Here is a 13,361-nt window from a genome sequence, read left to right as displayed (position 1 = left end):
CTCCCCGTGGGGCGAGAGCGAGACGGTCGGCAGGTCTTTCGCGGCGAAGCGCAGACCGTGGCTCTCGAGGTCGAGCTCGCCGGCGACGGTCGGGTTCAGATTGTAGAGAAGGTGGGCGATCCGGGACGCGCGCACGCCGGGCGCGATCTCCTCGGTCCGCGCCATCCCGCCGAGGGTGGAGCTGCGCTCGACGAGCAGCACATCGCGGCCCTGCCGCCCGAGCGTGGCCGCGGCGGCGAGGCCGTTGTGGCCGCCACCGACCACGACCGCATCGTACATGGTCTTCCTCGGCATCTGCATGTCAGGCGGCCCTCGACCGGGACCTGAGGGTCTTCATGGCGCCCATGTCGCGCAGGATTTCGCGTGCCGCGTTGGCGCCTGGCGCGGCCATCACGCCGCCGCCCGGGTGGGCCGAGGAGCCGACCATGTAGAGGCCCCGGATCGGCGAGCGGTACTGCGCGTAACCCGGCACCGGACGGTTGAACAGGAGCTGGTCGAAGGTCAACTCGCCCTGGAAGATGTTGCCTTCCGTGAGTCCCACCTCCCGCTCGATGTCCCACGGCGTGCGCACCTCCTGGTGGAGGATCAGGTCGCGGAAGCCCGGCGAGATCGTCTCGATCTTCGAGATGACCGTCTCGGCGAACTCGTCGCGCGCCGGGCCGTCCCAGCTTCGCCCGTCGGCCAGCTCGTAGGGCGCGTACTGGATGAACAGCGTCATCATGTGCTTGCCCGGCGGCGCCATCGTCGGGTCGATCTGGCTCGGGATCAGCATGTCGAAATAGGGATTCTCCGACCAGCGACATTCCTTCCAGTCGTCGAAGGCGTGCTCGAGCTCGGCGAGGCTTTCGGACGCGTGCATGTCGCCGCGCAGGAAGACGGCGTCCTTCGGGGCGGCGGGGAAGTCCGGCATCCGGTCGAGCGCGACGTTGATCTTGCCGCTCGACCCGCGGATCTTGAACTTCCGCACGGCGCCGACGAACTCGGACGGCAGGTCCGCCTCCTCCAGGTGCTTCAGAAAGGTGCGCTTCACGTCCATGTTCGACGCGACGACGGGAGCCTCGTAGGTGTCGCCGTTCTCGAGTGCGACGCCCGTGACCTTGCCGTCCTTCACGAGGAAGCGCTCGAGCCCGGAGCCGGTGCGGATCTCGCCGCCGAACTCCCGCAAGGCCGAGGCGAGGGACTGGGACACCGAGCCCATGCCGCCGCGGGCGAAGCCCCAGGCGCCGATCGCGCCGTCGACGTCGCCCATGTAGTGGTGAAGCAGCACGTAGGCCGAGCCCGGCGAGTAGACACCGAGCCCCGTGCCGATGATGCCGCCGCCCGCGATGTGCGCCTTGATCAGTTCGCACTCGAAGAAGCCGTCGAGATAGTCGCCGATCGACATCGTCCAGAAGCGGATCGCCTCGCCCATGTCGCGCGGCCCCAGGTCGTGGAAGCGCTTGAGGAGGTAGAGGAGCTCCTGCACGTCGCGCGGCTTGAACGAAGTCGGGTCGGGCGGCGTGCGCATGAGAAGCGGCCGGATGAACCGGCATTGCTTCATCACCGCCTGCGAGAACCGGTCGTAGGCGTCGACGTCGCGCGGCTCGTGGCGGTGGATCTCGCGGCGCAGCGCATCATGGTCGTTGTAGTAGCCGAAGTGGTCGCCGTCGGGGGTGAAGGTCGCGCCGCCCTCGTAGGGGATCACCTGCAGCCCGTGCCGCGGCAGGTCGAGATCTCGCACGATCTCCGGCCGCAGGAGCGAGCAGACATAGGAGCAGTTCGAGTAGGTCCAGCCGTCATAGAGCTCGCGGCTGACGGCGGCGCCGCCGATCCAGTCGTTCTTCTCGACGACGAGAACCTTCAGCCCGCTCTTGGCGAGATAGCAGGCGGTCGTCAGGCCGTTGTGGCCCGCGCCCACGATGATCGCGTCGTAGCGTCCAGCCTCGCTCATGCGTCTCCCGTCCTCCGACTGCGGCGATGCGGGCCAAGGCTAGCCCCGTCAAGCGTGGCCGTAAAGTTTTTTGAGCGCTCAAACAAATATGCAGCTGGAAAGGACGGGCGGCTTCGACTAGAACCGCAGGATAGAGACCGAACAGGACGACAGATGGCCGCGGACGCCGGAGCGAGCGAGCAGAGACCGCGCAAGGAGCGGGCGGAGAACGCCGCGAAGCGCCGCCAGCAGATCGTGGACGCCACCATCTCCTCGATCGACAGGAACGGGCTCGCGGCGACGACGCTCGCGACCGTCGCCCAGGCGGCTGGCCTTTCGCAGGGCGTCGCCGTCTTCTATTTCAAGAACAAGCAGGCACTGCTCGCGGAGACGCTGAGGCGGGTCTATCAGGACTACCGCGCGACCTGGCAGCGGGCGATCTCGGAGGCGGGCGACGATCCGCTCGACAGGATCGTCGCGCTGGTGCGGGCCGATTTCGATGCCTCGGTCTGCAACCGTCGTACCCTCGCGGTCTGGCACGCCTTCTGGGGCGAAGCGTCGGCGCGGCCGATCTTCGCCGAGATCTCGAAGTCCTTCGACGACGAGCGCGCCGGCTGCATGCGGGAGTGCTGCATGGCGGCCTCGGCGGACATGGCCGGAGGATGGGATCCGGTGGTCGTCGGCGACTCCATCGATTCCCTGACCGACGGCTTCTGGCACCGGATCCACCTGGCCGGCGGCGTCGGCTTCGATCGGGAGACGGCGTTCGACATGACGCTGCAGTTCATGGCGTCGGTCTTTCCGGGCCGGCGCGAGGAGATCCTGAAGGCGTCGCCGAAGCGCTGACTCAAGAGGGGGATCAGACATGTCGAGCGGTGAACTGCTCTACGACGACACCCATATCGCGTTCCTCGAGAGACTCTGGGGCGAGGGCTACCTGTCGCCGGGCGGTCCCGATGAGGTCCGCCGCATCCTCGAGGGCATGGTTCTCACCGGCCGCTCGGTGCTCGACATCGGCTGCGGCTCCGGCGGCATCACCGTCTCGCTCGCCCGCGACTACGGTGCGGCGCCCGTGATCGGGATCGACGTCGAGTTCGACGTCTGCGAGGCCGCGAGGCGCAGGGTCGAAGAGGCGGGCCTCTCGGACGTCGTCGAGATCCGGATGGTGAGCCCCGGGCCGCTTCCGCTGCCGGACGCCTCGCTGCACGTCGTGTTCTCGAAGGACTCCATCGTCCACATCCCCGACAAGCAGGCGCTGGCGGCCGAAGCCTTCCGGGTCTTGAAGCCCGGTGGCTGGTTCGTGGCGTCCGACTGGCTCACCGCCCATGACGGCGAGCCTTCCGACGAGATGAAGCGCTACCTCGCGCTCGAGGATCTCGACTTCGGCATGGCCTCGCCGGACACCTACCGACGGGCGCTCGAAGGCGCGGGCTTCGTCGACATCGAGCTCAGGAACCGCAACGGGTGGTACCGCGAGGAGGCGAGGCGCGAGCGCGAGCGGCTCTCGGGGCCGGAGCGCGCGGCGTTCGAGGCGGCTCTCGGCGTCGAGGAGATCGCGCGGCAGATCGAGACGTGGTCGGCGATGATCGTCGTCCTCGACAAGGGCGAGCACTGCCCCCACCACTTCCGCGCCCGCAAGCCGTCTGCCGCCGGTGACGCGGAGACGAGCATGTCGGGTTCGGGGCGGGAGGGCGTCTCCTGATGGCGAAGGCGTTCAGATCTCCGCCGCCCAAGGAGGCGATCGTGCCTGACCCTCTCAGGTCTCTCACGGCCGGAGCGGCCATCGTCGGTCCTCCGCACGGCCTCGACGGTGCCGAGTGGAACTTTCTCGGGCAGACCTACGTGCCGAAGGCGCTCACGGCCTCGAGCTTCGCCTGGCACGCGACCTTCCACCCCGGGACAAGCGTCCCGCTGCATCTCCACGAGGCCCAGGACAAGTTCCTTCTCGTCCTCGAGGGGCGGTTCGACCTCCTGATCGATGGTCACTGGCGCCACGCGACCCAGTCCGACCTCGTCACGCTGCCGCGCGGCGTGTCGCACGCGGTCTTCAACAAGAGCCGCCATATCTGCAAGTGCCTCTTCTGGGTCGCGCCCGCGCTGTCGCTGCCGGCCTTCTTCGAGGGCGTCCACGAGGTCGCGGACCAGAGCCCCGACGCGCTGGCGAGGCTCGGCGCCGCGCACGGCATCCGCTTCCTCGCGGGCTAGCGGCCGACGGGCACCCGGACCCGCCGACCTTCCGGGTGCGGTGCGCGATCCCCGCGATCCACAGGCCGCCGCGACTTCGCGCACCGCATATTGACGCGCGTTCGATCCTCAAACACCATATCTAGCGTACACGGTTCTCTCGAATCGCAAGATCGAGAGCTAAGAGGGAATCCGGATCAGGCGTGCTCGCCGAGGCCGGAGCTGCCCCCGCAACTGTAGGCGGAGAGCCTCGTCCGACTGTGCCACTGAGATCGCGAGGTCTCGGGAAGGCCGGACGGGGCCGTGACCCGCGAGCCAGGAGACCTGCCGTGACATGAACGCGAACGTCCTCGGGCGGGGTGTCCCGGTGGATCGCCATGGAGCATGGCCGGCGATCGGTGCCGGCCGCCCCTCCCATGCGCATCTGCTTTGGCCTCCGACCCCATCTCGAACAGGGGTTGAAAGAAGCGATGTCCTCCTCTCCGGCCGTCCGGCCTGCCGAACCCGACGCTCCCGTACAGCTGATGGCGACGCGCAACCAGGTCATCCGGCGCAACGGCGCGCTCACGCCGTTCGATCCGGGAAAGATCGCGGTTGCGCTCACGAAGGCCTTCCTCGCCGTCGAAGGCGCGGGCGCCGCCGGGTCGGCGCGCGTGCACGATATCGTCGAGGGACTGACCGACGATGTCGTGGCGGGTCTGACGCGGCGGTCCGAGGCGGGCCGCACCTTCCACATCGAGGACATCCAGGACCAGGTCGAGCTGGCGCTGATGCGCGGCGGCCATCACAAGGTGGCGCGGGCCTACGTGCTCTATCGCGAGGAGCGGGCGCGCGAGCGTGCGGCCGAGCCCCCCGGTGCCCGGGCCGCCGCGCCGCGCCTGACCATGACGGACGAGGGCGGCAACCGGGTGCCGCTCGACCTGGAGCGCCTGGAGCTCGTCGTCGACGAGGCGTGCCGGGACCTCGAAGGTGTGGCATGTGAGCCGATCCTCGTGGAGACGCGGCGCAACCTCTACGACGGCATCACGACGGGCGAGCTCGCCGAGGCACCGATCCTCGCCGCCCGAACGCTGATCGAGCGCGAGCCCAACTACGCCTTCGCGTCCGCGCGTCTTCTTCTCGACAAGCTCCGGCGGGAGGCGCTGAGCTTCCTTGAGGGGCGGCGGGTCGAGGCGACGCAGGCGCAGATGGCGGAAGGCTACGCAGGCTATTTCCCCGCCTACCTGGAAGCCGGCGTCAGGGCCGAGCTGATCGACCCGGAGCTCTCGCGTTTCGATGTCCCCAGGCTCGCGGCCGCGCTGAGGCCCGAGCGCGACCTCGCCTTCCAGTATCTCGGCCTCCAGACCCTCTACGATCGTTACTTCCTGCATGTCGAGGGCACGCGCTTCGAGCTGCCGCAGGCCTTCTTCATGCGCGTCGCCATGGGGCTCGCCGTCCGCGAGATCGACCGCGAGGCGCGGGCCATCGAGTTCTACGAGCTCCTGTCGTCCTTCGACTTCATGTGCTCGACGCCGACGCTCTTCAACGCCGGCACGCCGCGGCCGCAGCTCTCCTCCTGCTTCCTGACCACCGTGTGCGACGATCTCGGCTCGATCTTCAAGGCGGTGCGCGACAACGCGATGCTGGCGAAGTACTCGGGCGGGCTCGGCAACGACTGGACCCCGGTGAGGGGGCTCGGGGCCCACATCAAGGGCACGAACGGCAAGAGCCAGGGCGTCGTGCCGTTCCTGAAGGTCGCCAACGACACCGCGATCGCCGTGAACCAGGGCGGCAAGCGCAAGGGCGCCGTCTGCGCCTATCTCGAGACGTGGCACGTCGACATCGAGGAGTTCCTCGACCTCAGGAAGAACACCGGAGACGACCGCCGCCGCACCCACGACATGAACACGGCGAACTGGGTGCCCGACCTCTTCATGGAGCGGGTGACGGCGGACGAGGGCTGGACGCTGTTCTCGCCCGACGAGGTGCCGGACCTGCACGACCTGACGGGCGCGGCGTTCAGGGACGCCTACGAGGCGCACGAGCGCCGGGCCGAGGCCGGCGAGATCCGCGTCTTCAGGAAGGTCCGCGCGGTCGATCTGTGGCGGCGCATGCTGACCATGCTGTTCGAGACCGGTCACCCCTGGATCACGTTCAAGGATGCCTGCAACCTGCGCTCGCCACAGGGTCACGTCGGCGTGGTGCACTCCTCGAACCTGTGCACCGAGATCACCCTCAACACCTCGGCCGGAGAGGTCGCCGTCTGCAATCTCGGCTCGGTCAATCTCGCGGCCCATGTGAGCGGCGAGGGGATCGACCGCGAGCATCTGTCGCGCACGGTGCGCACCGCCATGCGCATGCTCGACAACGTCGTCGACATCAACTTCTACACGATCCCCGAGGCACGCGCCTCGAACCTGCGGCACCGGCCCGTGGGGCTCGGCCTCATGGGCTTCCAGGACGCGCTCCATGCGCTGCGGCTAGCCTACGCCTCCGACGAGGCCGTCGCGTTCGCCGACGAGAGCATGGAAATCGTGTCCTACGAGACGATCCAGGCCTCGGTCGACCTCGCGGAGGAGCGCGGCCGCTACCAGAGCTTCGAGGGCTCGCTTTGGTCGCAGGGCATCCTGCCGATCGACTCGATCGGGCGTCTTCAGGAAGCGCGTCCGTCGCTCGAGATGGACCGCAGCGCGCGGCTCGACTGGGAGGCCCTTCGGGCTCGCGTGCGGCGGGTCGGGATGCGCAACTCCAACTGCATGGCGATCGCGCCGACGGCGACCATCTCCAACATCTGCGGCGTCAGCCAGTCGATCGAGCCCGCCTACCAGAACCTCTACGTGAAATCGAACATGTCGGGCGACTTCACCGTCGTGAACGCGGCCCTCGTGCGCGACCTCAAGGACCGGGGGCTGTGGGACGAGGTCATGGTGTCCGACCTCAAGTACTACGACGGTTCGCTCGGCCCTATCGACCGCGTGCCCGACGATCTGAAAGCCCTCTACGCCACCGCCTTCGAGGTCGATCCGTCATGGCTCGTCGAGGCCGCCTCGCGGCGGCAGAAGTGGATCGACCAGGCCCAGTCGCTCAATCTCTACATGTCGAAGCCGTCCGGCCGGGCGCTCGACGAGCTCTACCGGCTCGCCTGGCGGCGCGGCCTCAAGACGACCTACTACCTGCGCGCCCAGTCCGCGAGCCATGTCGAGAAGTCGACGCTGAAGGGCACCGACGGGAAGCTCAACGCGGTGCGTCCCGCGGCGGAGCCGGCCGCGCCCGCCCGGCCGGTGCCGGCCCCGCAGGCCTGCGCGATCGACGATCCCGAATGCGAAGCCTGCCAGTGAGCGGCCACGAGAAGGAGGAATACGAGATGCTCGACTGGAGCGAACGAGGACTTCAGGCCGCCGCCCCCGAGCCGTCCGTGTCGCCGTTCCCGGGCGGAGGCGCTCAATTCCCCGGGGCCGCCGACGCGACGGGCCTTGGAGAGATCGACCGCGGCGCGGCCCGCGTGCGGGTCGACGACAAGGCGATGATCAACGCCCGCGCGGACGTCAACCAGCTCCTGCCGCTGAAATACGGCTGGGCCTGGGAGAAGTACCTCGCCGGCTGCAACAATCACTGGATGCCGACCGAGATCTCGATGCAGGCCGACATCGCGATGTGGAAGTCGAGAAACGGCCTCAGCGAGGACGAGCGGCGCATGGTGAAGCGCAATCTCGGCTTCTTCGCCGCCTCCGAGAGCCTCGTCGCGAACAACATCGTGCTCGCGATCTACCGTCACCTGACGAACCCGGAGTGCCGCCAGTACCTCCTGCGACAGGCCTTCGAGGAGGCGGTGCACACCCACACCTTCCAGTACATCGTCGACAGCCTCGGCCTCGACGAGGGCGAGCTCTTCAACATGTATCGGGAGGTGCCGTCGATCACCGACAAGGCGGCTTGGGCGCTCGAGCGCACGCAGAGCTTGGACGACCCCTCCTTCGAGACGGGCACGCCGGAGACGGACCGGCGGTTCCTGAAGGACCTCGTCGCGTTCTACGTCGTCTTCGAGGGCATGTGGTTCTACACGGGCTTCGCCCAGATCCTGTCGCTCGGGCGGCGCGGCAAGATGGTCGGCATCGCCGAGCAGTATCAGTACATCCTGCGCGACGAGAGCCTCCACCTCAATTTCGGCATCGACGTCATCAACCAGATCAAGGCGGAGAACCCGGGTCTCTGGAGCGAGGATTTCCAGGAGGAGATCCGGCAGATGCTGAAGGACGCGGCGGAGCTCGAGGCGGCGTACGGCCGCGACACGATGCCTCGCGGCTTCCTGGGCCTCAATGCGGGCCTGTGCGAGGAATATATGCGCTTCATCGCCAACCGCCGCTGCGCGCAGCTCGGACTGGCTCCGGTCTTCCCGCCGGCGGAGAACCCGTTCCCCTGGATGTCGGAGGCCATGGACCTGAAGAAGGAGAAGAACTTCTTCGAGACCCGCGTCATCGAGTACCAGACCGGCGGCTCGCTCGACTGGGACTGAGGTTCTGGACATTCTTGGCGGGCGCTCCGGGAGCGCCCGCCGTCTCGTGCGGCCTGGGAAGCGGCCTCGCTCATTCGGCCGCGTGCCGCAGGCCCTCCCGCAACTGCCGCGCGGCCTCGACCATGCGCTGGAGCGCGGGGCGCGTCTCGTCCCAGCCGCGGGTCTTCAACCCGCAGTCGGGGTTGACCCAGATCTGGCCGCCCGACAGGCGCTCGACGGCCTTCTGCAGGAGGTCGACCATTTCCTGCGTCGTCGGCACGCGGGGCGAGTGGATGTCGTAGACCCCCGGCCCGATATCGTTGGGATAGCGATAGGCGACGAAGGCCTCGAGAAGCTCCATCCTGGAGCGGGAGGTCTCGATCGAGATCACGTCGGCATCCATCCCCGCGATGGAGTCGATGATGTCGTTGAACTCCGAGTAGCACATGTGCGTGTGGATCTGCGTCTCGTCACGCACGCCCGATGACGCGAGCCTGAAGGCGCCGACGGCCCAGTCGAGATATGTCGCCCATTCCTCCCGCCTCAGCGGCAGGCCCTCGCGCAGCGCGGGCTCGTCGATCTGGATGATCTGGATCCCGGCAGCCTCGAGGTCGCCGACCTCGTCGCGCAGGGCCAGCGCGATCTGACGGCAGACCTGCGACCGGGGCAGGTCGTCGCGCACGAACGACCATTGCAGCATCGTGACGGGCCCGGTCAGCATGCCCTTCACGGGCTTCCTCGTCAGGGACTGCGCGTACCGGGCCCAGTCGAGCGTCATCGGCTGCGGGCGCGACACGTCGCCATAGATGACCGGCGGACGCACGCAGCGCGAGCCGTAGCTCTGGACCCAGCCGTGCTTCGTGAAGGCGTAGCCGGAGAGCTGCTCGCCGAAATACTGCACCATGTCGTTGCGTTCGAACTCCCCGTGGACCAGCACGTCGATGCCGATCGCCTCCTGCCAGCGGATCGCCTTCTCCGTCTCCTCCTTGAGGAAGGCCATGTACGCGACGTCGCTCCACTCGCCGCGGGCGTGAGCCGCGCGTGCCTTGCGCACCTCGGCCGTCTGGGGGAAGGAGCCGATCGTCGTCGTCGGGAACTCCGGCAGGGCGAGCGCCTCCTGCTGCAGTCGCTTTCGCACCTCGAACGCGTTGCGCCGCCGATCCATGCCGGGCGTCACGGCCCTGAGCCTCTCGGCCACCGTCGCGTCGTGGACCCTGGGCGAGGCCATGCGGCCGAGGAGCGCGATCTCCGTCTCCTCGATCTCCCGGCGGACGGCGTCGCGACCCTCCGCGAGCGCGGTGCCGAGCGTCACGAGCTCGCGCATCTTCTGGGCGTAGAAGGCGAGCCAGCCGCGCAGTTCGGGATCGAGATCCTCCTCGAGCTCGAGGTCGATCGGCACGTGGATCATCGAGCAGGAGGGCGCGATCTCGACGTGATCCGCCCGGCGTGCCGCGACGGCCGGCTCCAGCCGCCCGAGCAGGGCTTGGAGGTCGCTGCGCCACACGTTCCTGCCGTCGACGATGCCGAGCGACAGGACCATGTCGCGCGGCGCGCGCGCGACGACGCGGTCGAGCTCCTCCGGCGCGCGCACCGCGTCGACGTGCAGGCCGGCGACAGGCAGGGCGAGAGCGGTGTCGAGGTTGTCTCCCAGCGCGCCGAAGTAGGTCGCGAGCATGACCTTCAGCTCCGGCACCTCGGACGCGAAAGTGTCGTACGCGCCCCGCAGCGCGCCTTCCGTCTTCGCGTCGGTGTCGAGCGCCAGGCACGGCTCGTCGATCTGGACCCAGTCGGCCCCGCTTGCCGCGAGGCGCCGCAGAACCTCGACATACACGGGCAGCAGGCCGGGCAGGAGATCGAGAGGATCGAACGTCGCGCCGTGCGCCTTGCCGAGCTTCAGGAACGTCACGGGGCCGACGAGGACGGGCCGGGTGTGGAAGCCGTGGGACTTCGCCTCCATGAACTCGTCGATCGGCTTCGTCGAGGCGAGCTCGAAGCGCTGCCCTTCCGCGAACTCGGGCACCATGTAGTGGTAGTTCGTGTCGAACCACTTCGTCATCTCGAGCGCGGGCGCGCGCTCGCTGCCGCGGGCCATGGCGAAATAGGTCTCGAGCGGCACGTCGCCGCCGGTCCAGCCATAGGCCGGCGGGACGGCGCCCACCATGCAGGCGGTGTCGAGGACGTGGTCGTAGAGAGAGAAATCGTTCGAGGGAATGTTCGTCACGCCCAGCGCATGCTGGCGCTCCCAGTTCGCGCGCCGCAGCCCGGCTGCCACCTGGAGCAGATCCGCCTCCGACGACTTGCCGGACCAGTGGCTCTCCAGCGCGAACTTCAGCTCGCGCCGTGGGCCGATCCGCGGCGTTCCGAGGGTGGAAACAGGAATGGAAAGTTTGGACATCGGCTGTGACCCCTTCATCAAGTTGGGGGCAAAGGCCGAGCGGATACGCATGGATGTGCCCGCGCGATGCCAGGATCGTGCGGCCAGGCGATCCACCGGGACACCCCGCCCGAGGACGTTTCACGAGGTCGCGGCAGGTCTCCTGGCTTGCGGGTCCTGGCCTTGTCCTGCCTTCCCGGGCTCTGGTCCCAGTGGCCTGATCAGGATGTCGGCTCGCCGCTCACAGTTGCGGGGGCAGCGCCGGCCTTGCCCGTGGGCGCACCGGCTTCCCTCTTAGCTCCGACGCACGCGGGATGCGCGCCGAAGAACCACGACATGCCGAGCGTGGCGGAGCCGTGAGCCAGTGTCAAGACGAGACTTAAAGACATCTTTATGTCGGTATGTCATCGCTCCCGCGCCAGGACGAGGAAGCCGACATGCGTCCTGACCGAGGTGCCGCCGGTTCTCGGCGACACCTCACGCATCGGCCTCGTCAGCGCGACGCGATGGTGTCGATCATGACGGCGCCGATCTCCGCGACCACGCGGTTGCGGGTGTCGAGATCTGCCTCGTTGCCCGTCAGGTATATGGCTGCGAGCCAGGGGGAGCTCTCCGGCGGGCGGATCACGGCGACGATTGCGCGCGTGCCCCGTCCGCCGGCGCCCGTCTTGTCGCCGATGTTCCAGTCGTCGGGCAGGCTCGAGCGGATCAGCGCGTCGGCCACCTGGTCGGCGATCATCCAGTCTTCGAGCTGCCTGCGGGAGGACGGGCTCAGCAGCTCGCCGAAGAGAAGCCTCTCGAGCGTCGCCAGGATCGCCTCGGGGGAGGTGGTGTCGCGCGGGTCGCCCGGCCGGCCCTCGTTCAGCTCGGTCTCCCAGCGGTCGAGCCGCGTCACCTCGTCGCCGGCCTGGCGGAGGAACTCGGTCAGTCCCTCGGGACCTCCGATGCTCTCGAGCACGAGATTCCCGGCGGTGTTGTCGCTGAGCGTGATCGTCGCGTGGCAGAGGTCGCGCAGCGTCATGCCCTGGCCCGCGTGCTTTTCGGTCACGGGCGAGTAGGTGACGAGCTCTTCGCGGCCGTATTCGATCATGCGGTCGAGGTCGTCCTCGCCCGCGTCGACCCGTGCGAGGAGGGCGCCGCAGGCGAGAACCTTGAAGGTGCTACCAAGCGGGAAGCGCTCGTCCGCGCGGTACGTCGCCACCAGGGCGCCGTCCTGCTCGCGCAGCACGACGCCGATCCGGCCGCCGAGCTCGGTCTCCAGCCTTTCGGCTGCCTCGACGACTGTCTCCGCGCGAGCCGAGATCAGGCCGGCCGCCAGCGCCAGCGCGGCGAGCGGAAGGGAATATAGGGGTCGCATGGTCGCCTCCTGAAGGATCCGCCCCGGGCGGCGGCAACGGGTAGCCGCCCGCCTCGCCGAGAGCGCACAAGAAAACCTAATGACGTCTGGTCTGAAACAGGGCAATCATCCCTGTGCGCCTCTTGTAGAAGCTGCCGTTGAGGTGCGGCAAACGACTAATCCTGATCTTCCCCATAAGATGAGCTGATAGGCGTGGACCGACCCAACCTTCCGCTCAACGGCCTCCGCGCTTTCGAGGTCGCGGCCCGCCAGGGCAGCTTCACGCGCGCCGCGATCGAGCTTCGGGTCACCCAAGCCGCCGTCAGCCAGCAGATCTCACGGCTGGAGGACCTGCTCGGCGTCACGCTGTTCACCCGCACCTCGAACGGGCTCGTGCTGACCGACGAGGGGGCGGCGCTCCACCCGGTCCTCACGCGCAATTTCGACGAGATCGGCGATGTGCTCGACCGGTTCCTCGACGGCCGCTACCGGGAGACCCTGCACCTCGGCGTCGTCACCACCTTCGCAGCCGGCTGGCTCGTCGAGCGCCTGCCGGCCTTCGTCGCCGGCCACCCCGGCATCAGTCTCCGCCTGTTCACGAACAACAACCGGGTCGACATCGCCAAGGAGGGGTTGCACATGGCGATCCGCTTCGGCGACGGCGACTGGCCGGGGCTGATCGCCGTCCCGCTCTTCGAGGCGCCGCTGTCGCCGCTCTGCGCGCCGGAACTGGCCGCCCGCCTCCGTGATCCCGCGGATCTGGCGGGCCAGACCCTGTTCAGATCCTATCGCGCCGACGAGTGGGCGATGTGGTTCGCCGCCGCCGACGCGGCGTGCCCCGATCTGCAGGGCCCTGTCTTCGATTCCTCCGTCGCGATGGCCGAGCTCGCCGCGGCCGGCCTCGGCGTCGCGCTGCTGCCCGCGCTGATGTTCCGGCGCCAGCTCTCGGAGGGACGCCTCGCCCGGCCGTTCGCGGCGGAGATCGCCACGGGCCGCTACTGGCTGACGCGCCCGCGGAACAAGCCGCCGAGCCCGGCCATGCGGGCGGTGGAGTCGTGGCTCGTCGAGGAAAGCGGGCGGGCCTGAG

The 13,361-nt window shown here is 68.5% G+C and carries 9 protein-coding genes, 1 pseudogene and 2 riboswitches; of the genes and pseudogenes, 6 read left to right on the top strand and 4 right to left on the bottom strand.

Annotation, left to right across the window (positions count from 1 at the left end):
• Window positions 1-159 precede the first annotated feature (159 nt).
• Together N177_RS22385 and N177_RS11490 are read right to left on the bottom strand one after the other, a co-directional pair.
• Window positions 160-279: pseudogene (locus N177_RS22385) on the bottom strand (FAD-dependent oxidoreductase); the annotation flags it as partial.
• A gap of 22 nt (window positions 280-301) precedes the next feature.
• Window positions 302-1,930 carry a phytoene desaturase family protein gene (locus N177_RS11490; RefSeq protein ID WP_023432498.1) on the bottom strand — a complete coding sequence of 543 codons (1,629 nt, stop codon included), beginning with the start codon at window positions 1,928-1,930 and terminating at the stop codon, window positions 302-304.
• 153 nt (window positions 1,931-2,083) lie between these two features.
• Here N177_RS11490 and N177_RS11485 point away from each other — a divergent pair, with 153 nt between their 5' ends.
• From N177_RS11485 to N177_RS11465, 5 genes are all read left to right on the top strand, one after another.
• On the top strand, window positions 2,084-2,755 hold the full coding sequence (locus N177_RS11485; protein WP_023432497.1) for a TetR family transcriptional regulator C-terminal domain-containing protein: 672 nt from the start codon (window positions 2,084-2,086) through the stop codon (window positions 2,753-2,755).
• Window positions 2,756-2,774: 19 nt separating this feature from the next.
• Entirely contained in the window at window positions 2,775-3,611 is an 837-nt protein-coding gene (locus N177_RS11480; protein ID WP_023432496.1) for a methyltransferase domain-containing protein, read from the top strand.
• Between the two features lie 41 nt (window positions 3,612-3,652).
• A complete protein-coding gene (locus tag N177_RS11475; RefSeq protein WP_244444271.1) occupies window positions 3,653-4,114 on the top strand; it encodes a cupin domain-containing protein in 462 nt (153 codons plus the stop codon).
• 114 nt (window positions 4,115-4,228) lie between these two features.
• Window positions 4,229-4,439, top strand: a riboswitch (cobalamin riboswitch).
• A gap of 178 nt (window positions 4,440-4,617) precedes the next feature.
• Complete coding sequence (locus tag N177_RS11470) at window positions 4,618-7,410, top strand: ribonucleoside-diphosphate reductase subunit alpha (RefSeq protein WP_040485660.1); 2,793 nt, start codon at window positions 4,618-4,620, stop codon at window positions 7,408-7,410.
• A gap of 26 nt (window positions 7,411-7,436) precedes the next feature.
• On the top strand, window positions 7,437-8,585 hold the full coding sequence (locus tag N177_RS11465; RefSeq protein WP_081718505.1) for a ribonucleotide-diphosphate reductase subunit beta: 1,149 nt from the start codon (window positions 7,437-7,439) through the stop codon (window positions 8,583-8,585).
• Window positions 8,586-8,655: 70 nt separating this feature from the next.
• Here the strand turns inward: N177_RS11465 and metE are convergent, their stop codons facing one another.
• Together metE and bla are read right to left on the bottom strand one after the other, a co-directional pair.
• Window positions 8,656-10,959: a 5-methyltetrahydropteroyltriglutamate--homocysteine S-methyltransferase gene (gene metE / locus N177_RS11460; protein WP_023432491.1), complete on the bottom strand. Its 2,304-nt coding sequence runs from the start codon at window positions 10,957-10,959 to the stop codon at window positions 8,656-8,658.
• A gap of 115 nt (window positions 10,960-11,074) precedes the next feature.
• A riboswitch (cobalamin riboswitch) is annotated at window positions 11,075-11,287 on the bottom strand.
• Between the two features lie 144 nt (window positions 11,288-11,431).
• Window positions 11,432-12,295 (bottom strand): class A beta-lactamase, encoded by an 864-nt coding sequence (bla, locus tag N177_RS11455; RefSeq protein ID WP_023432490.1) that lies wholly within the window; start codon window positions 12,293-12,295, stop codon window positions 11,432-11,434.
• 192 nt (window positions 12,296-12,487) lie between these two features.
• On the opposite strand from bla, the gene N177_RS11450 reads away from it, so the two are divergent.
• Window positions 12,488-13,360 (top strand): LysR family transcriptional regulator, encoded by an 873-nt coding sequence (locus tag N177_RS11450; RefSeq protein WP_023432489.1) that lies wholly within the window; start codon window positions 12,488-12,490, stop codon window positions 13,358-13,360.
• Window position 13,361 lies beyond the last annotated feature (1 nt).

Source organism: Lutibaculum baratangense AMV1, from assembly GCF_000496075.1.
Lineage (GTDB): Bacteria > Pseudomonadota > Alphaproteobacteria > Rhizobiales > Tepidamorphaceae > Lutibaculum > Lutibaculum baratangense.
The sequence above is the reverse complement of the archived record's forward strand: the minus strand, read 5'-3'. Positions and strand labels throughout refer to the sequence as shown.

What these genes read in the sequence shown, in the direction of transcription:
- bla (WP_023432490.1), bottom strand. Translation starts at nt 12,295, where the DNA reads ATGCGACCCCTATATTCCCTTCCGCTCGCCGCGCTGGCGCTGGCGGCC.
- N177_RS11480 (WP_023432496.1), top strand. Translation starts at nt 2,775, where the DNA reads ATGTCGAGCGGTGAACTGCTCTACGACGACACCCATATCGCGTTCCTC.
- metE (WP_023432491.1), bottom strand. Translation starts at nt 10,959, where the DNA reads ATGTCCAAACTTTCCATTCCTGTTTCCACCCTCGGAACGCCGCGGATC.
- N177_RS11470 (WP_040485660.1), top strand. Translation starts at nt 4,618, where the DNA reads ATGGCGACGCGCAACCAGGTCATCCGGCGCAACGGCGCGCTCACGCCG.
- N177_RS11485 (WP_023432497.1), top strand. Translation starts at nt 2,084, where the DNA reads ATGGCCGCGGACGCCGGAGCGAGCGAGCAGAGACCGCGCAAGGAGCGG.
- N177_RS11465 (WP_081718505.1), top strand. Translation starts at nt 7,437, where the DNA reads ATGCTCGACTGGAGCGAACGAGGACTTCAGGCCGCCGCCCCCGAGCCG.
- N177_RS11490 (WP_023432498.1), bottom strand. Translation starts at nt 1,930, where the DNA reads ATGAGCGAGGCTGGACGCTACGACGCGATCATCGTGGGCGCGGGCCAC.